The organism is Kitasatospora sp. NPDC022856, from assembly GCF_055561235.1.
Genome location: NZ_JBVHHE010000041.1, coordinates 1 through 18,409 on the forward strand (window position 1 = coordinate 1; position 18,409 = coordinate 18,409).

An 18,409-nucleotide genomic window follows, 5' to 3' on the forward strand; every position below is an offset into this window, starting at 1 on the left:
CAGTACCGCCCCGATATCCTCGACGGCTTCCTCACCGGGGCCGGCCTCTCCCTCGACCTCCCACCGCCATCACCCTGAAGCGCCGAAGTCAGTAATGCTGTTTTCGACGCCGGAGCGCACAGTGCGGGCGTCGCCGTGCGCCAGGACGGCGACGCGGGCGAGCTGGTCGTCGGTCAGGACTGCGATGCCGAGCGCGTCCAGAGCGTCACAGGCGCCCCGGGACTCGGCGTCCGTCTCTGCGGCCCGCAGTGCGGCTTCAGCGAGCGCGGGCCGGTCGAGGGAACTGGGTTCCGCGACGGTCAGCAGGGCCAGTACGGCAGCCGGCGCCGACCTCGGATCGGCAAGGGCTGCTTCCAGATGAGGCTCAAGCAGCCGTCCCGCCGGGCCGAGGAGGAGGGCGACACGGGCGGCCCGTGCGACGGACCACTGCGACCAGCGGTTTCGTGCGGCGCGGCGGAGCACGGAGTCCAGGACCGTGACCGCCACGTGCGCGTCGCCGGTGATGCGCCACAGGGCCTCGGCGAGGGCGGTGTCCGTGTCCAGCGTGGGCGTGGTGTCGGCATCCGGGCCGCCGAGTGCCGCGCGCAGCGCGGGTACCAGCGCCACCGCCTGCGGGCCGAGTTCTCCCGCCGCGGCGGCGGCCTGCCTCTGACGGAAGCCGCCCTCTCCGAGCTCGGGTCCGAGGAGGCGCAGCAGGGCCGAGGCGTCGCCGGTGAGGTCGTTCAGTGCTTTCGCGGCGGGGAGGGCGCCGGTGTCGGCTGCCGCTCGCAGCGCTGCGACGGCGCGGGCCCGGTCGGCCGGTGCGCAGTCGCGGGCGACGGCGGCGAGGGCCGGGGCCGCCAGGTCGGGATTGTGCGGGAGCAGTGCGCACAGCTCGGGCAGGGCCGGGGCCGCCGCGCTGCCCCAGCCGGTGACGAGGTTCGTGAGCTGCCAGGGTTCGTTGCCGCTGAGCTCTTGGGGCCGGGAGAGCCGGGTTCGGACCGCGGCGAGCAGATGGAGGTCGTAGGGGAAGGTCTCGTGCGGGCTGCGAAGTCCGGTGGCCGCGTCGAGGGCCCGGGGGCGCCGTCCGAGGCCGGCGGTCAGGAGGGGCGTCGCCAGGGCTGGTGCGACGAGTACCAGGGCGGCCAGGGCGTGGTCCGCGGGGGCGTCGTCCTGGTCCGGGGCCCGTCCGGCCAGCGGGAGCAGGATGTCCGCCGCCGGTGCGGCGGCCGGGCCCAGGCGGCCGAGCAGCGACGACATGGCGAGCACCGACGCCTCGTCGACGCCGGCCGCGCGCAGGGCCGGCACCAGGCGGCGCGGGGCACTGCGGGAGAGCATGCACGCGCGGTCGGCCGCCCAGACACCCTCCGCCCGGACCTCGGCACGGCCGTCGCGCAGCGCCGAATCCACGAGCGCGAACGCCGCCTCACGTTCCACCGGGTGGTTCCGCTCCAGCAGGCCCTCGACGATGGCGGCCAGCGGTTCCATGCGGTCGAGGTCGAAGGTGGATCGCAGCGGATCGGCGGGCAGCAGCGACAACGCCGCGGTGTGCAGGGCTCCGCTCCATGGTGCGCCCGCGTCCAAGTGGGCGAAGACGGCGGCCAGGCGAACCTCGGCGGGCCGCGAGCGGTCCAGGGCGGTGGCCGCGAGAGCGGCGCCGGCCGCGGGGTCGATCCGGGCGATCCCGGAGAGGATCTTCGCCCGGACCGCGGCCTCGGGCTCCTCCTCCCAGCGCGCGCGGAGAGCGGACAACGCGTCGCGCGCCCGGGTGCACGACACTGTCCAGGCAGCGGCTCGCCGCACGCCCGTCTCCGTTGCCTCCAGCAGTGGCAGGAGCAGCGGGAGCTGGCCGGCCACGGCCGCCCGGACCTCGCCGGGCTCCACCCCGTGCTCGTCCTCGCTCGCGGCCATGCCGCCGAGCAGTGGCAGCACGTCCGCCGCACGGTGGCCGACGGCCGCGAGCCCCGCCAGGAACGGGACAGCCACCACGCTGGCACCGTAGACCGTCCCCTGGTGCAGCACGCTCCCGTACAACTCCGACAGCGCCTCCCGCGCCCCGTCCGCGTCCTCACCTGCAAGGGTGCGCAGCAGATCGGGCAGATCCTCCGCGCTCCCGTACGCATGCGAGTGGGAGGACCAGGAGAGGGTATCCAGGCCGTCGAGCGGATGTGCGAGTTCCATGCGGGACATCGTGAGAGGGCTCTCTGACACGACCTCGGGGGCCCTCACCGGGAGGTGACGGCCGGCGAACGGCCCGACCTGGGCGAGCAGCCGACGGCAGGCGGTTGGACAGGACCGAAGTTCTCGACCCGAGTCAGCATTCGGCGGTGAACCTCGGGCGTCGCCATCCTTCGCCGTACGCGAGTCGGTCCACCGCTACGCCGTCGACCTCGTCTCGCACCGTGCTGTGCGGCACCCGAGTCGAGCGGTGTCCTCCGTGGTTACGTCGCCGGATGGCCGATCAGGTCGAGGAGGGGGCGGAGTGGGTCGGGTACGGCCGGGGCGACCCGGACAATGTCGTGGCCCGTCCATCGGACAGTGGTGCCGGGCGCGAAGGTGCAGCCGCCGTCGTGATCGTCGGGGTCGGTGGTGACGAGCGGGCGCAGTCGCAGGTAGCCGGGCCGGGCCTGGGCAGGGTCGGGTTCGACGCACCCTCCGAGCGGCCGGAGCCAGGCGTCGAGGTCAGTGGTGTCGTTCGGGTCGGCAGGCAGGACAAAGCTGTTCCCAGCGCTACCGGACTGACGTTCACTCATGGGTGGAGCGTATCGGTGTGGCCGGGCGGTGCCGGCCGCATCGTCGGGTCCGTCCCGGACATGATCCGCACGACTGTGTCGTCCCCAGCCGCGCAGGTGCATCCGTCCCTTCCGAGTCACCCCGCGCCCTCGCGCCGGCTACCCTCCGGTCTGCCGGCGCGCCGACTGCCGGCGGGCGGGCGAGCCGGCTGCACGATTGTGACCTCGATGGCGATCGCGCCCAGGGCTTCCCGTTCCGGCGGGTAGATCTCCCTGAGCAATGCCAGTTGCCGAGTCGCGTCGAGTTCGGGATGGATGCGATCTTGGTTCTCGGCAGCGAGCAGGGCAGGGAAGTCGGTGTAGACGCTGGCCCGGACGACCTGCACGAGCGCTCTGCCGGCCGTCCCGTCGGCGGGAGTGAACTCGATCAGGTCGCCGGCCTGTACGGCCCGGCGTTTGGCGTCGGCGACCCGGATCTCGAGCGTCTTGGCCCCGGAGACCATCAGCGGGATCAGGTGGGGGAGCAGCGACATCCGGTGTGTGGTGGGCACGGGCCTTCCCTTGGTCCTGTGTCGGTGCGCTGTGGGCCGGTTGTGCCGAGGTCGGCGCGGTGCGCGCATTCGCGGTGGTCGGTTCAGAGTAGGCCGAGGTGGTCCAGCCCGCGGTAGGCCAGCTCGACGTCGGTCATCAACCCGTCACGGACGACCTGCCGGAACTCCTCGAGCGTGAGCAGGTCGACGTCGACGAACTCCATCTCGTCGAGGTCCTGCTCGGCGACGCGCACGCAGTTGCGGGCGACGAACGCCCAGCCCCGGGCCGTGGAGCCAGCGTCGTCCCAGCAGGATCCCGCGAGCTCGAGGTCGCCCTTGTAGCCGGTCTCCTCCAGGAGCTCACGCCCGGCGGCGGTGGCGGGGTCCTCGCCCGGCTCGATGAAACCGCCGGGCAGTTCGAGGAGGACCGCGTCCGGGCCGGGCCGGTACTGCCGGGCGATGATCACCTTGTTGTCGGGTGTCAGGGCGAGCACCGCGGCGGCCGACGGTTCGTTGCGCAGGAGCTTGTCCCTGCGGGTGCCGTCCGGCAGCCGGTAGGTGACCTTGTCGAGGGTCCTGCCCATCACCTGGAACACGGTCGTGCGGCCGGTCTCGGTCCAGCGGTCAGTCATGGCGTCGTCCTTCGGGGGCGGGGGCGGGGGCGGGGGCTATGCGGCGCGGTGGAGGGCCGGCCAGCTCTCCTTCAGGAAGGCGCGTACGCGGGGGTCCTTCTCCCACGGGCCGAGGCCCCGGACGAACTGGCGCAGGTAGTCCCGGGCGCGGGACGACTCGACGCCTCCGAGGATCCCCAGTGCCCGCCGGCCGACCGCCAGCCCCTGGTCGAGGTCCCGGCCTTGGAGGTGCGCGCTCGCGGTGACCGCGAGCCGGATCCCGGTGGCCCGCGTGTACCGGCCGGAGGGCATCGCGTCCGCCTCCGCGCTCCAGGCGAGCGCGGAGCGCGGGTTCACCAGGTCCAGATGGATCTCGGTCGCGTCCGAAGCGAGCCTGGCCCGGGTGTAGTAGTCCAACCACTGCGGATCGCGGCCGTCGTCGCGTACGGCTGCCAGCAGGTCCTCGGCCCTGCTCAGGGCACGGGCCGCGGCCGGGCCGTTGCCGGCCTTCGCATGGGCCCTGGCCTCGGCCAGCTTGGCGAACGACAGCACGCGCGGCGACGCGATGCCCTTGGCCCGGTTGTGGGCCCCCTCGGCCATGTCCACCGCCTCGGTGGCGGCGCCCTTGATCAGGGCGGCCAGTGCCATCGTGGTGAGCACGTAGCAGCCGATCTCCACGTCCCCGCCGGCCTTCGCCATCCGTAGGGCCTGGACGAACTGGCGCTGCGCCACGTCGTGGCGGCCCATGTCGAAGGCGGACCAGCCGACGAGGCGGGCGAGTTCGGCGGTCACGGCGAACAGCTGGCGGCCGACGTCCTCGGTGTAGGAGCCGTGCAGCAGCGGGGATGCGCGCCGGTCGAGGCAGTCGTTGATGGAGGACAGCTTCCAGTTCCCGCCGCCGTACTTGGCGTCCCAGCGGCGCGCGTCCTCGGCCGTCTCGCGGAGCTCGTCGATGTCGCCCTGGCCGACCCTGCGGCCGCCGTGCTCGGACCGGTGCCGGTCGGCCGGCTCACTGAGCCATCGGATGGTGGGGGTGGTGAACGCGGAGACGGCGAAGCCAGCGGATCCGGTCACCAGGGTGCGGCGGTTCAAGGTGCTCCAGTACTCGGCGGCGGCGCGAACCGCGTCGCCGGTGTCCCGGGGGAAGGTGAGCCCGGTATCAGCATGCGCCGCTCCGGGGGCTGTCATTCCGATGTCGGCGAGACTCACGCGGCGCCCGAGCCGCTCGGTGAACAGCCGGGCGAGCAGCGCGGGAGAGGGGGCCTCGGGGACCATCCCGCGTTCGATCCAGTTGGAAAGACTGGTGTTCGTATACCTGCGGGGGTGTCCGGCCTGCTCACAGAGCCGATTGAGGCTGTGCGCCAGCGAGTTCTTGGACGCCCCGGACTCCTCGAAGACCCGGGCCAGGGCATCGTTGGGCGGCCTGCGCCGCCAGCCGACCCGCGTCACCCGCACACCCCCTTCGAGTGATCACCTTCAGTGATGAAACGTTGACGCGGTGTTCGATCCTAGGGCACCGGCCTGTCTCCCGGAACGCCGATGCGTGATGTGTGAGCCCCCCTTGTGAGCATCCCGCCCCCCGCCGGGAACCGGTTCCCTACTCGTAGCGCAAGCCAGCCCTGCCGACCGGCAGGACCACGGACCAGCCGTCGCTCCAGACCGACGTCGCACGCCCGTTGACGTCTTGCGCACTGCGGATTGGGAGGGATGGGCATGCCGGGGTCGACCCGATGCCCGGGCCCGCGGGCACGCCACGTGCCGGCTGATGCCCTGGGCCTGGGCAGTGAAAGGCACAGAGACGGCGCGCCCGATGCGGACGAGATCGCCTCTCGGCGAATGCGTGGCGGCGGCTCCGCCCGGGGTCCGTGGTTGAACCCCGGCCATAGGCGGTACGCATGTGGGGAAGCGCTCCGTTCCTCGGGCACAGGCGCATCGGCCCGGCCGGGCTCCGTACGGAGGTCGGCGGTGCGTTCGTGCTCCACTGGAGCTCACGCGGCTGCCAGCCGCGACAGCAGCGCGGGGACACCGTGGACCCGCGCGTAGGGCTTGAAGGCCGGCGCGAGTTCCTTGGCCTGTGCGACGCATCGCTGCGCACCGATCCGGGTCGCCGTCTCCACCGCGGCGGTCGTGATGTGCAGCGCTTGCTCGATGTCGCGGGTGCCCAGCAGTCCGCGGGCCTGGGAGAGCTGGAACACGGCTTTCGTCTTGGCCCGGGCCTCGGGGAGAAGACCGATGCCTTCGTCGATGCGTCCCAGGGCCTCGGTGGCGCGGCCGAGGCCGAGAAGGCACTGCCCGGAGTCGACAGCGAGGTCGGCGGGCCCCATCCACGCGCACCACGCGGGGGCGGGGTCGGGTGTGTCCGTGAGCAGGGCCGCTTCGGCGGCCGACAGGGCGGTGGCAGGCGTTGCGGTCGCCGAGGGCGGCGTGGGCGCGGGCGCGCCGGAGGTGCAGCAGCGAGCGTGCCATCGGGTGGGCGGCCCGCGAGAGCGCCTGGGTGAGCGGGGCAACGGCGTTGTCCGGGCTCTTCAGCCAGATGGCCTGGTACGCGAAGTCCGAGAGCACTCCGGCGCCCAGATCGCGGTCGTTGCCGGCGTGCGCGCCGACCAGGGCCGCGTTCCACAGGCGTCCGGCCAGGTGGTGCTCGCCCTGGTCGAAGCGGTACCACCCGCACGTGACGGCCAGGGTCGCGGCGAGGCGGTACAGGCGGCGGCCGGTGGCGGCACTGTAGTTCCCGCCGTCGATCAGGTCGGTGATGGTGGCCAGCTGGGCGTCCATCAGGCGGGCTGTGTGCTGGCGCTGTTCGGTCGGCAGCGCGTTGAGCGTGCGGCTGGTGTCCTCGAGCCAGTCCAGGAGCTGCGCGTCCACCCGCTTGCCGTCGAGGGCCGTGTCGAGGCGTTCGGGCTCCAGGGTCGCCCACTGGGTGGCGAGCCCGGCGAGAGCGAATGCGCCGAAGGCGACGAAGGTACGGCGGTGGGGATCCATGGCGACTTTCTGGGCGTCTCGAAGTGCGGTGACGGTGCGGCCCGTCCCGACGGGGACCGGTTCCTCGCGGCCGGGCAGCCAGTGGGGCCAGCCGAACAGCTCGACGTCGCCGTGGGGGACGCCGAAGGCGTCGGCGATCAACAGTTGCGTGTCGGCGAGCGGGACTTTGTGGCCGTTCTCCCAGCGACTGACCGCGCTCTTGTCGACACCGGTGCGCAGGCCGTGCGGGTGCCCGGCCGCCGCCAGACGCAACCGAGCCACCAGGTCGCGCTGGGACCAGCCGCGTTGCGTCCTCGCGTAGGCGAGGGGATGCGCGATCTGCTGTGCCATGGAACCAACTCCATCACCGCTGGTGCCCAGAAGCCTATCCCCGAGCCGGGCGGGACAACACCGGGACAACCGACAACCCCTGGCCCATGTAGCCGAGTTGGACTGGAATCGTCCTCCCTCGGTCGAATGGCGCACCAAGCCGGAAGAAACCGGCAACACTCCGGTCGTGCACGGCCCGCTCGCCGTCCCCGGCCTGGCCGCCGCCGTCTTCCTCCTCGGCGCATCCCCGCGTCACCTTGGCGAGTCCCTACATGGCCGGTGGCGCTCCGTTGCTGGACCGTGGACGCGGCCGGACGCTGCGCCCGGTAGTCAGTTCTTCCGGGCGGCGCGGGCGCGCAGCGCGCCGTGCGCGAGGGGGTGAAGTGCGCCGTCGCCTGACACCGGCATCGACAGGCCCCCGGGAGGAGAACCGCTGGAGCGAGGGCTTCCGCGACCGCCGCGCTGCCGCCCGGCCGGTAGGGAGATGGCTAGAGGACGTCGCTCAGCGCGCGGTCCACACCGGGCAGTCGGCAGTGTGCCGCGTGAGCACCAGGACCGTGCCGCCGTCCAGCACGTTCGTAGTCAGCGTCACCGTGCAGCAGGCGGGCCGCCCCTCGGCCGACACCGCGTCCGGGGCGCTCCCGCCGACGGTGCCGTTCGGTGACAGCGGCGGCGCCAGGGCGGGGGCGGGGCGGGTGCGGCCCTGCCGCCGCCGGTGGAGGACTGTTCGTGGTCGGGCCATGGCGACACCCTGCCTGCTGGCGCCGACGTCGGCGGGCGACACGCCGGGCACGCCCACCGTCCCCCGTGGGCAGCGGGCACATCCGACTCCGCCGGCGGACGGCCGCACAGCTGACCCCGCCCGGCCCAGGCGCTGTGCGGTGCTCGGGTCAGCCGACCCGTTCCCGGTCCGCCAGGTCGAGGACGTGCCCGCCAGGCGCCGGCTGCGGCGCGCCCCCGCCGGGGGTCCACCAGCCCGGCCCGTCGACATCGGGTCCGCTCTCACCGTGGTGGAGCACCGCGACGGCCCGCAGCACACCGGTGACCGCCCTCTGGAGCGCGCGGGCCTCGACCTGCCCGAACTCGGCGAGCCGCTCAGGCAGTCCGCCCGGACACAGCCAGGCCAGGTGCTCGCCGAGCTCCCGGAGCCGGGTGTCCCAGTCCGTCGCCAACTGCAGGTACGTCTTCACCACCCGGTCCGCCGACTGCGCGAAGCCCTCGCCACCGCAGTGCCGGCCTTCCGCCGCTTCGCCCCGGAGCACCTCCTCGTCGACGCCCTCCAGCTCCTCCCGGAGGTCGGCCACCGCGGCCTGGTGGGAGATGACGGCGGCACGCTGCTCGGAGAGCGTGCCCGAGACCGCGGGCGGGAGCCGCCCGCCCGGATCGGAGACCTCTGTCACGGTGGCTGCTGCCAGGGGACCAAGGCCCCTGGCACGGACCGGAGTTCGGCTGCGCACACCCCGTCCAACGAGCCGATCGGAAGCCGGACACCGCTCGGCCGGAGACAGAGCGGAGGACGCCGCCCCGGTTGGACGGCGGCTCGCGAAGGCGGGTTGCCGTGAACGCCGGTGTCCTGACCGTCCGCAGGAGGCATCAGCGGGCTGCCTCATAATGAGCGGGACGCCGAGCAGGCGACGAGCGACGGAGATTGTGGATGAGGTTCCGGTCCGACCAGGGTGCAGCTGTCATCGTGGACCCCGAGCTGCCGAAGCAGGTGAGCCGGAGCGTGCGCGTGCTCGCACGGCAGCATCCCCAGGTACTCCGCGGCCCGTCCACTCCCCTTCCCCGGACCGCTGGGTTCGACTACGAGAAGCTGCTGTTGGGAGCCCGCGGAGTTCTCATCACCTTGGTCCTGGCCGCCGCCATGGCTGCCGGGCTGACCTGGGGGATGCCCCGGATGCTGTCGGCCGTGCAGCCGGACGAGCCGATCCCCTCCTACATCCAGCCCATGACCGTGCAGCTCGTCGTCCTGGCGGTGGTCGTCAACACCGCGCTGGAACTGCTGCGCGCCCGGGTCAACGGGGGACGAGCCGCAGTCGCCCGCCACCTGGCCACGGCGCGGGGCCACTACCTGCTGCCCGGCCCGGATCTCGACCGCGCCGCCTGGGCGTCGGCGGCGCGGGCGCAGGAGGCCCTGGCCATGGTGGCGGCCAGCACGTACTTCCTGACCTCCGTCGACGGACCTGACCACCAGGCGCTGGCGAAGACCTTCTGGACGCTGGCGCAGGACATGGCCGCGACCCGCAGCAGCGCGGCCATGGACTCGTTCGCGGCGGCCGTCGCGGTCTACCGCGCGGACATCGAGGCGGCCGACGCGATCAGCTTGACGCCCACCCGCTCCGGCCCGGACAGGGAGCGGCACGAGCAAGCGATCGAGCGGGCCAACGCCTCCGGCCGCCACGCCATCGCGATGGCGTCAGCCGTCTGACCCCCGCAATCCCGCGCCGCCAAGGCCCTGCCCACCCGGGCGGGGCCTTCGCCATTTCTCACCGATGTTGCCGGTGCCCCGCTCAGCTGCCCCGTCCCGGCCCACGGCCGGCCTGCTTCCCGTAGTCGCCCGGCGGCGCACGAAAACGGGTGGGAACAGGCTCCAGCTGCCCCGATACTGCTGGTGACGAAAGCGAGGCCCCCGTGCTCCAGATCGAGCCGAGCGTGCTCACCGCGCTCACCAAGGCGACGAAGGAATCCCCTTCCCACACCCGCGCTGGTCCCCGGGCACGGGAGGGGGTCGGCGCCAGGAGCATCATCCCCCTCCCCCGCGGCTGAGCACCTCGTTTCGGATTGGCCAGGGACGTTACTCGTCGTCGGACCAGGACTGCCCCTTGAGGGCCTCGGTCTCCCGCCATCCGGGATGTGGTGCGCCGGCTTCCCGCCTGGCGGGCTCGTCGCCCAGCCGAGCGGCCGCAGCGTGGAGGACCGGGGTGCTCTTTGCCTAGCGTGCGGGTACGACACGCCACTCGCGATGTTTGCCGGAGCTCATCGGGAGGTCGACCGCTCCATCCGGGCCCGTGCGGTCCCCCGGGCGGTTCCCCCCCACCCGCCGCCTTCGAAGGAGTGCATGTGATGTCCCGCCTCGTCCTTGACCCCACGGGTTCCAGCCGCGACGCCGAGAGTGCCGTCCTCCACAGCGCGGCGGCGACCCGCGTCGACATCCTCGGTGTCCAGGCCTGGGCCGTCGCCGACCCCGAGGTCCTCAGGACGCTGCTCATGGATTCCCGCGTCTCCAAGGACGCCCGCCGGCACTGGCCCGGGTTCCCCGCGGTGGCCGCGACGTGGCCGCTGGCACTGTGGGTGGCGGTCGAGAACATGTTCACCGCCTACGGCGCCGACCACCGGCGCCTGCGCCGCCTGATCGGCGGTGCCTTCACCACCCGCCGTGTCCAGGCCCTGAAGCCCCGGATCGAGGAGACCGTCCAGGACCTTCTCGACGACCTCACCACCATCCCCGAAGGTGAACCGGCCGACCTGCGCGAACACCTCGCCTCCCCACTGCCCCTGCGCGTGATCGGCCACCTCATGGGATTGCCCCCCGGCCTGCGACACCAGTTCCGCACCACCGTCGACGGCCTCTTCGACACCACCCGCTCCCCCGAACAGGCCCGCGCCAACGCCGACGTCCTCTACGCCATGCTCGACGAGCTCATAGCCACCAAGCGCACCGCACCCGGTGACGACATGACCTCGCAGCTCATCGACGCCCGCGACACCGACGGCGACGGTGACGCCCTGACCGAGCAGGAACTGCGCGACACCCTCCTCCTCGTCATATCCGCCGGCTACGAAACCACCGTCAACCTCATCGACAACACCCTCACCACCCTCCTCACCGACCCCGTCCAGCTCGACCACGTCCACTCCGGCCGCGCCACCTGGAATGACATCGTCGAAGAGAGCCTGCGCCACAACGCCCCCGTCGCCCACGTCCCCCTGCGCTACGCCATCGACGACATCGCACTGCCCGGCGGCACCACGATCCCGCGGGGCGAGGCAATCCTCGCCTCCCTTGCCGCCGTCGGCCGCCACCCCAGCGTTCACGCAGAGAGCGCCCACACCTTCGACACCCTGCGCGCCGTCAAGGATCACCTCGCCTTCGGATACGGCGTCCACCACTGCCTCGGAGCGCCGCTCGCCCGCATGGAGGCCGAGACAGCCCTCCGCCTCTTCTTCGACCGATTCCCCTCGGCCACCCTCGCCCCCGAACCACCGTTCCGCCCCCTGCAGTCCCTGATCTCCAACGGCCACCGGGAGCTTCCGACCAACCTCGGGACTCCCTCCGCGGCATCGGCCCCCGCATAGCGGCGGTGGTACCGCGAACCGCCGACCCGCCAAAACCCGGGGGCAGCGCCCACCCGGCCCGAGCCGCCAGACTCACCCGGAAAGGGCCGAAACCGCTGCCCCGCCCTCACAACCTCGACACGCACGCCTGGGAGCCGGTCACCGCCGAGGCCCTGGACCTGCCCTGCAGGCGAGGTTGAGGTGGACGGACAGCCGCAAGCGCCTGGGCCGATGAAGGCGCCAGGCGACTGCCGGTCCCGTCCAGTGGCACCACGGAAGACCACCGACAGCCACCCGCCTGAGTACGGGTACTCAGGCGCCGGGCGGGCGGCCCACCTATGGTGGCGGTACGAAGCGGGACCGGGGAGGGCCTGGAGTGTTCGACAAGGGGTTGGCGAAGGGCTGTCTGGGGGCGGTGGTGGGCCTCGCCGCCACGGTCGCTGTCCTGCTCCTCCTCAACATGGGCGTGTGGTGGTACATCGGGCTCGACGACCCGTACACACCCAAGATCGGCCCCGAGCACGTCCGTTTCACCGCGGCGGAGTTCCGGCAACGCAGCGAACAGGCCCTTCAGGACACGGTCGGTGAGTTCGGCACGGATCTTGCGCTGAGCGATACCGGCTACACCGTGCAACGGAATCCGCCACGTCCCAGTGACGAGCTGAGCAGGCTGTCCCTCGTCGACAGGCAGCTCACCGCCCGCGCCACGATAGCCGCCTCCCGGCGCCGGGAACTGGCGGACGGCATTGCCGCCAACTGGCAGGCGCACAGCTACAAGAAGGACAGCTGGATCTCGACTCCCACCGAACGGGAGAAGGGCCCGGACTACAAGTTCAGCGCGGAATCCCCCGAGGGAATCAGGGTCTACGTCACCCTCGCACCAGGACCTGACCAAACGCTCACTCTCACCATGACCATCCGCGGCGACGGTGTCGAGTACACCCCCGACTCCGTCCAGCCCACTACGAGGTGACGGCAAGGCGGTCTGCAAGGCCTCCGTGCTCGCTACTACGGGGCGAGCCAGAATCTACTGCCGACGGATCTGCGGCAGCGCGTCGACCTCCAGCGTCTGCGCGCTGCTTACGGAGCTTCTCCCGGTCCGGGGTGGCCACCCGAACACCGCGAGCAGCTCCTCGTAGCCGGCCACGGCGGCGGCCTCGGTCCGGCAACGCTGGTCGGTGCAGGTCGTCTCGGCGTGGACGGTGAGGAAGCCGGTGTCGTCGGCGGTGAAGGTGAGCGGCAGGCCGGCGCCCGGGAGCTCCCGGCGGCACGGACGCAGCTCGGCCAGCTCCTCGCGGGCCTCCTTGTGCAGGCCGGGGTAGCCGCCGACCTCGGCGAGCAGGTCCGCGAGGATGCCTCGCTCGTAGGCGTGCACCACCGAGGCCGGGAGCTGCAAGGCGGACGCGCTGCTCACGGCGGCCTGCTCCGTGGACCGGCGGATCCCGACCCCGGGGTAGGCCGGGTTGTCGCGCCAGCGCTGCGCGGGGGTGACCAGCTCGGCGGCGCCCTTGGCGCCCATCAGGGAGGCCGGGGCCCGTACCGTCAGCGTGGTCGGCGATCTCAACCCCTGCCCCGCCTCCAGCGCCCCAACAGCCCCCGTCCTGAGTGGCATCATCCGCAGCTGCTCGGGGACGCCGGATCGGTGCCCATGAGCAGCTGCGGATGATGCCGCGACGCCGAACTGGCGCCCCCGGCCCCCTTGCGAAAGTTCGCCGGCTTCCTCAGCCAAGACCTGGACGTCGTCAACGTCTCCGGCTTCACCCTCGAATGAGCGGGCACGGTTTGAGACTGCAGCACCAGGGGTCGGGTCCCGGCTTGTTGTGTCGTCAGGGAAGGAAGTCGTCCGGGCCGCACCATCTGACCACCGCCCCGGTGGTGGTCCATCCGGCACCGAACGCGGCCAGGAACACGAGTGCTCCCGGCGCGAGGAGACCGGCATCGATCGCCCGGACCGCGGTGATCCCCACGGACGCCGAGATGGTGTTGCCGTAGTCCTGGACGGTGGTGCAGGTCCGTGTCCTCGACACGCTCAGGGTGTCGAGGACACTCTCGATCAGCCTGAGATTCGCCTGGTGCAGCAGGACCAGGTCGGCGGCTGTGACCTGTGCCCCGCTGCCCTCTTCCAAGCGCCGAACCAGGGCGGGTACCTCGCGAAGCGCGAAGCGCTTCACCGCGCGCGGATCCATGGCGAAGCTGTGAATGTCGACCCCGTGAAGAGCCAGGCCCTCGTTGCCGACGGGATCGGTGCGGGCCGCACTGAACAGGATGCCCGTCCCTTCCCTGCACGGACGCAGCAACCAGCAGCACGCGCCGTCTCCGAAGATGGAGATCGGCAGGGCCTCGCCCCTACGGACATCGGTCAGCCGCATGAGGCTGCTGCTCGCCTCCGACTGCACGACCGCGACGGTACCCACCCCGGATTCGACGAGTTGCGCCCCGAGGTGCAGGAGCCCCACCGCGCCGGCGCATCCGGCACCGACCACGTCGACGGGAGTGGTGGCCAGGTTCAGGCCGGCGTGCGCGATCAAGCGCACGCCGAGGCCGGGCATGACGCCGGCCGGGGTGCTGGTGGAGGTGACGAGGGCGTCGATCTCGCCGGGGTTGATGCCCGTTCGCTCACAGGCGTCCAGGAGGGCGCGCAGCGCCATGTTGGTGACGGGTTCGGCGTCTGTGCAGTGGCGGCGCTGCTCGATTCCCGTCTTCTCTCTGACCCAGGTATCGGTCAGGCCGGTCAGCTTCTCCAGATCACTGTTCGCCACGATGTTCTCGGGCACGTAGGCGCCGATGCCGAGGATCCCGACACTCATTGTCCTGGCACTCCCTTGGTTGGCGGTCCGGGTCATGCGGGACCGTTCGTCGGAGTCCGGGCAGCTTCGGGCCCGTGTGCTTGAGCGTCACTGGTCGAACCGCGCCGGCCGGGAGCGGGCCGCCTCCCGACAGTAGCCAGCGGTGGTCCTCCGCCGGGGAGCGCCGGAGCCGTCGGCACCCCGAGATGCCGTCGCTCGGGACAGCCCGCCGCAGGATCCCACCGAGCGGGAACTTCCCCGACCGCGGTCGAGGAGAGTGATACTCGACGGGCCACCGTCGTCGCCGACCAGGCGCAGTTCGTAGAGGACCCCGCCTCCCAGCGAGCCCAGGCGCTCACCGCTGTTCCGGCGATGACACGCCTCTGCGTCGCGGGTACGGTGATGCTGCGCCGGCGCGAGGGCGATCCCAAGGTAGCCCACGCCCTACCTCAGAAGATCACCTCCGGCACGTGCTCGCTCTGACTCCGGCCCAGGTAGGCGGCCTGTACACCCGCGCCGCCCAGATCGCGACGGCTGTGATCCGCATGACCGAGGCTGGGAGCTGCGGGGCGGGCGCGCTGCTCACGGCTGCCGGCTCCGTGGACCGGCGGACTCCGACCCCGTGGTAGGCCGGGTGGTCGCGCCAGCGCTGCGCGAGGGTGACCAGCTCGGCGCCGCGCTCGGCGCGGCCCAGCAGGGAGGCCGGGGCCGTACCGTCGGCCTGGTCGGCAATCTCGGCGACCCGGGCCAGCCTGCGCTGCAGGGCGCGCCGGGTGGATTGGTGCAGGCCGTCCTTGGCGAGTTCCTCGTGCTGGCGAGAGCGCACGAGGCCGACGAAGTCTTGGTGGCGGCCGCCGGGCCGAGGTGGTCCAGGCGTCCCATGTTCTCCTGCCGGGGCGGTGCCAAGTACGCTGTGGGACAGAGGTGTTGGTGGTCCGTCTTCCAGGTGGTGCGACGATCCCGCTGATCGCGATGGACTGCCGGGTGGAGGCCGCGCGGCTTGGTCACAGGCGGCGCAGGACCGCCACGACCTTGCCGAGGATGGTGGCGTTGTCGCCGTTGATCGGCTCGTATGCGGGATTGTGCGGCATCAGCCAGATCCGGCCGTCCTCGCGCTTGAGGCGCTTGACGGTGGCGTCGCCGTCGATCATCGCGGCCACGATGTCGCCGTTCTCGGCGACCGGCTGGCGGCGGACGGTGACCCAGTCGCCGTCGCAGATGGCGGCGCCGGGGCCGTTCATGGAGTCGCCGGACACGGTGAGCGCGAACAGCTCGCCCTCACCGACCAGCTGGCGCGGCAGCGGGAAGACGTCCTCGACGGTCTGTTCGGCCAGGATCGGCCCGCCGGCGGCGATCCGTCGGACATTGCGGCAGGAGAGGACTGCCGCTCATCACCAGGCCGACCCCCTCCGCGGGCACCACCCAGCCCGGCGACCGCCCGGCCAGCCTGCGGCCGTTCGGCCGGATGGTCGGGCACACCCGAATGATGGGCGTGGGCGAGGACACCGACAGCTCGCACGAATTTCACTCCGTCAGGCACCGCATCCTCCGGTGGGGCGTTACTGCGGTCCGTTCGCCGCGTCCCCCGAACGCCGGGTGACCCAGGCGGCGATCTGGGCCCGGGTCGAGTAGCCGAGTTTCGTGAGGATGTGGTCGACGTGGCTCTCGGCGGTTCGCTGGGCGATCACCAGGCTCTGCGCGATCTCCTTGTTAGACATCCCGTCAGCCACCAGTTCTGCGACCTGCTGTTCCCGTTTCGTCAGCGAATGCGTGTCGTCCCTCGTCGCCGGCTCGCCTTGCGCTTCGGTACTGTTGGTGCCCAGGGCGAAGGCGACGGCCTGGTCCAGGTCGAGGTCGGCTCCCTCGGCGATCGCTGCCTGGTAGCGCGACTCGCCGAGCGCCGCTCTGGCAGCGGCGTCGAGCGGCTCGATGACCTTGTTGAAGACGGCCGGCAGGTGTTCGGCCACACCGGTCCTGCGCCGGGATTCCTGCCACACGCCGGTGAGGACGGCTCCCCGCCGGTGGTCGCCTTCGGCCATGGCCACCCACCCCATGATCCGGGCGGACCTGCCGACGGTGGTCGCGTCCCCGAAGGCCGATCCGATCTTCGCGGCGGCCAGGGCGTGCTCGGAGGCGGCCGTCGGATTTCCACGGGCGAACTCGACGCATCCGAGAATAATCAGGGCCGACGCCAAGTGCCAGCGCTCACCGACCCCGGTGCTGATCCGTCGTACCTCCTCGGCAGCTTCGGCCGCCTGGTCGAGGTCGCCCATCTGCAGCATCGCCATCGAGGAAAGGATCGGTATGTACAGGTACCGCTCGGGGGGGACTTCCATCCGGTGCATCTGCCGCACGGCGTCCCGCAGGCTGGCGAGCGCCGATTCGGGGTTGTTCTCGGTGAGGGCCGCATAGCCGGCGATGCCGGTTGCGTGCGCTTCCATGATCGCGATGTCGAGGTCCTGCGCGATGGCCCGGCACTCTTCGAGCGCGCGTAGCACCGCGGTGGTGTCCCCCTGTTGCGCGGCGAGGGCACTGCTGTAGAGCAGTGCCGCGCTCCGCTGGAGGGTGGCATCGGGGTCCAGTGCGAGGGCCCGGCCGAACCAGTGGCGCCCCTCCGTCGAGTGGCCTCCTGCGATCCAGTGGTGGGCGAGTGCCGTGAGCATGGCCATGCCGGTCGCACTCTCGCCGGGCGTGGTGAAGCAGTAGTCCAGGGCTGCTCGGAGGTTGGCGTGCTCCGCCTGCATCTGCGAGCACCTCTCGACCTGACCGGGCCCGAACCAGTCCTCCGCAAGGCGCGCCGAAAGACTCAGGTAGAGGTCGCGGTGGCGCCGACGCTGTGTGTCCTCCTCACCTGCTTCGCGCAGTAGTTCGCGGCCGTAGTGGGCCAGGGTGTCGAGGAGGCGGTAGCGCACCTCACCGGAGCGCCGTTCGGCAATCAGGACGGATTTGTCGACCAGGCCGGTGACCAGCTCCAGGACGGTGTCGGTGGGAAGGGTCTCGTCGCTGCAGACCTGTTCGGCGGCGTACAGGGTGAAATGGCCCGCGAAGACGGAGGCCCGAGCCCACAGGAGGCGCTCCTGCGGCGAGCAGAGGTCATAGCTCCAGTCCACCACCGCTGCCAGTGAGCGGTGCCGGGCAGGTGCCGCACGGTCGGTGGCGGACGGGATACCGAGCCTTCCGTCGAGCCGCCGGAGGATGTCTCGCACGGACAGCACCCGGGTGCCGGCCGCGGCCAGCTCGATCGCGAGCGGCAGGCCGTCCAGCCTGCGGCACAGGCGCGCCACGTCGCGCCAGTTCTCGTCGGTCAGGGTGAAGTCTGTGACGGACGCGGCGCGTTCGGCGAACAGGGCGAGTGCCGCGGACTTCGGTACACCGGCCAGACGTCCCGGCCGGTCCGGGGCCGGCACCGGCAGCGGGGGGACCTGCCACCGGTGCTCACCCGTCACGCCGAGAAGCTGACGGCTCGTCGCAAGAACCCGCACCCAGCTCGCGGTCCTGAGAAGTGTGTTGATGAGCTCGGCGCACGTATCCGCGAGCTGCTCGCAGTTGTCGAACACCAGCAGCATCCGCCGGTCGCGCAGGAAGTCAGTGAGGACCCCTACCCCGCCACTCGGGCTGCGGCTCTCGATGCCGAGCGCCCCGGCCACCGTGTAGGTGAGCAGGTCACCGTCCCGCAAGGAGCCGAGATCGACGAACGCCACCCCGCCCGCGAACGCCCTGCGCACCCGCCCCGCCACGCGCAGCGCGAGCCGTGTCTTTCCGACACCTCCGGGGCCCACCAGGGTCACCGCGCGCGTGGTCGAGAGCAGATCCCTGACCTTCAAGATCTCCCGTTCACGACCTACGAAGCTGGTCAGTTGATCGGGAAGATCGACCGCCTCGTGGGCATTCTGCCCGGTACCGCCCATACTCGGAGGCTAGATCGACTCCACCAGAGGGTCAAACGCCGAGCATCGCTACCCGCCGCGATCTGGTCTTGCGATGCGCACCGCCGCCGAACGGAACCGTAGCGGTCGGCGACCACCCCGGCGCCCTCGGCAAGCCGCCGACGTAAACCACGCAAGGCCCCCAGTCACATCCCTGGATCTCCCGATGTGACCGTCCGCGTGCGCAGCCCAGGTCGGTGTCGGCTCCAGCGCTTGAGGGTGGCCCGGAAGGAGGAGGGCAGGCCGCCACCAGCTGATACCCAGGGGCTGAGAGATGAA

The 18,409-nt window shown here is 71.8% G+C and carries 15 protein-coding genes and 2 pseudogenes; 3 read left to right on the forward strand and 14 right to left on the reverse strand.

What is annotated here, in order from left to right; genetic code table 11:
* Positions 1-69: 69 nt before the first annotated feature.
* The 9 genes and pseudogenes from ACZ34W_RS32450 to ACZ34W_RS32490 form a co-directional block, all read right to left on the reverse strand.
* Positions 70-2,160, reverse strand: coding sequence for a hypothetical protein (locus tag ACZ34W_RS32450; RefSeq protein WP_465609205.1), 2,091 nt, complete (start codon positions 2,158-2,160; stop codon positions 70-72).
* A gap of 260 nt (positions 2,161-2,420) precedes the next feature.
* A complete protein-coding gene (locus ACZ34W_RS32455; protein WP_465609207.1) occupies positions 2,421-2,732 on the reverse strand; it encodes a hypothetical protein in 312 nt (103 codons plus the stop codon).
* Positions 2,733-2,848: 116 nt separating this feature from the next.
* Positions 2,849-3,262 (reverse strand): ASCH domain-containing protein, encoded by a 414-nt coding sequence (locus ACZ34W_RS32460; protein WP_465609209.1) that lies wholly within the window; start codon positions 3,260-3,262, stop codon positions 2,849-2,851.
* An 83-nt stretch (positions 3,263-3,345) separates the two neighbouring features.
* Positions 3,346-3,873, reverse strand: coding sequence for an NUDIX hydrolase (locus ACZ34W_RS32465; RefSeq protein ID WP_465609211.1), 528 nt, complete (start codon positions 3,871-3,873; stop codon positions 3,346-3,348).
* Positions 3,874-3,909: 36 nt separating this feature from the next.
* Positions 3,910-5,301 (reverse strand): sporulation protein, encoded by a 1,392-nt coding sequence (locus tag ACZ34W_RS32470; RefSeq protein WP_465609213.1) that lies wholly within the window; start codon positions 5,299-5,301, stop codon positions 3,910-3,912.
* A gap of 539 nt (positions 5,302-5,840) precedes the next feature.
* The gene (locus tag ACZ34W_RS32475; RefSeq protein WP_465609291.1) at positions 5,841-6,176 is read right to left on the reverse strand and encodes a hypothetical protein; all 336 of its coding nucleotides are present in this window, start codon (positions 6,174-6,176) and stop codon (positions 5,841-5,843) included.
* 817 nt (positions 6,177-6,993) lie between these two features.
* Positions 6,994-7,164, reverse strand: a pseudogene (locus ACZ34W_RS32480) (helix-turn-helix transcriptional regulator); the annotation flags it as partial.
* 481 nt (positions 7,165-7,645) lie between these two features.
* Complete coding sequence (locus tag ACZ34W_RS32485; RefSeq protein ID WP_465609215.1) at positions 7,646-7,885, reverse strand: hypothetical protein; 240 nt, start codon at positions 7,883-7,885, stop codon at positions 7,646-7,648.
* Positions 7,886-8,033: 148 nt separating this feature from the next.
* Complete coding sequence (locus ACZ34W_RS32490) at positions 8,034-8,543, reverse strand: hypothetical protein (protein ID WP_465609217.1); 510 nt, start codon at positions 8,541-8,543, stop codon at positions 8,034-8,036.
* 254 nt (positions 8,544-8,797) lie between these two features.
* Here ACZ34W_RS32490 and ACZ34W_RS32495 point away from each other — a divergent pair, with 254 nt between their 5' ends.
* The 3 genes from ACZ34W_RS32495 to ACZ34W_RS32505 all read left to right on the forward strand — a co-directional run bounded on the left by ACZ34W_RS32495 (position 8,798) and on the right by ACZ34W_RS32505 (position 12,391).
* Positions 8,798-9,571 (forward strand): hypothetical protein, encoded by a 774-nt coding sequence (locus ACZ34W_RS32495; protein ID WP_465609219.1) that lies wholly within the window; start codon positions 8,798-8,800, stop codon positions 9,569-9,571.
* A gap of 635 nt (positions 9,572-10,206) precedes the next feature.
* A complete protein-coding gene (locus ACZ34W_RS32500; RefSeq protein ID WP_465609221.1) occupies positions 10,207-11,439 on the forward strand; it encodes a cytochrome P450 family protein in 1,233 nt (410 codons plus the stop codon).
* Between the two features lie 355 nt (positions 11,440-11,794).
* A complete protein-coding gene (locus ACZ34W_RS32505) occupies positions 11,795-12,391 on the forward strand; it encodes a hypothetical protein (RefSeq protein WP_465609223.1) in 597 nt (198 codons plus the stop codon).
* A gap of 54 nt (positions 12,392-12,445) precedes the next feature.
* On the opposite strand, the gene ACZ34W_RS32510 is transcribed toward ACZ34W_RS32505, so the two are convergent.
* The 5 genes and pseudogenes from ACZ34W_RS32510 to ACZ34W_RS32530 all read right to left on the reverse strand — a co-directional run bounded on the left by ACZ34W_RS32510 (position 12,446) and on the right by ACZ34W_RS32530 (position 18,112).
* On the reverse strand, positions 12,446-12,982 hold the full coding sequence (locus ACZ34W_RS32510; protein ID WP_465609225.1) for a hypothetical protein: 537 nt from the start codon (positions 12,980-12,982) through the stop codon (positions 12,446-12,448).
* A 262-nt stretch (positions 12,983-13,244) separates the two neighbouring features.
* On the reverse strand, positions 13,245-14,225 hold the full coding sequence (locus tag ACZ34W_RS32515; protein WP_465609227.1) for a 3-oxoacyl-ACP synthase III family protein: 981 nt from the start codon (positions 14,223-14,225) through the stop codon (positions 13,245-13,247).
* A gap of 436 nt (positions 14,226-14,661) precedes the next feature.
* Complete coding sequence (locus tag ACZ34W_RS32520; protein ID WP_465609229.1) at positions 14,662-15,030, reverse strand: hypothetical protein; 369 nt, start codon at positions 15,028-15,030, stop codon at positions 14,662-14,664.
* 178 nt (positions 15,031-15,208) lie between these two features.
* A pseudogene (gene lexA / locus ACZ34W_RS32525) lies at positions 15,209-15,568 on the reverse strand (transcriptional repressor LexA); the annotation flags it as partial.
* A 195-nt stretch (positions 15,569-15,763) separates the two neighbouring features.
* A complete protein-coding gene (locus ACZ34W_RS32530; RefSeq protein WP_465609231.1) occupies positions 15,764-18,112 on the reverse strand; it encodes an ATP-binding protein in 2,349 nt (782 codons plus the stop codon).
* Positions 18,113-18,409 lie beyond the last annotated feature (297 nt).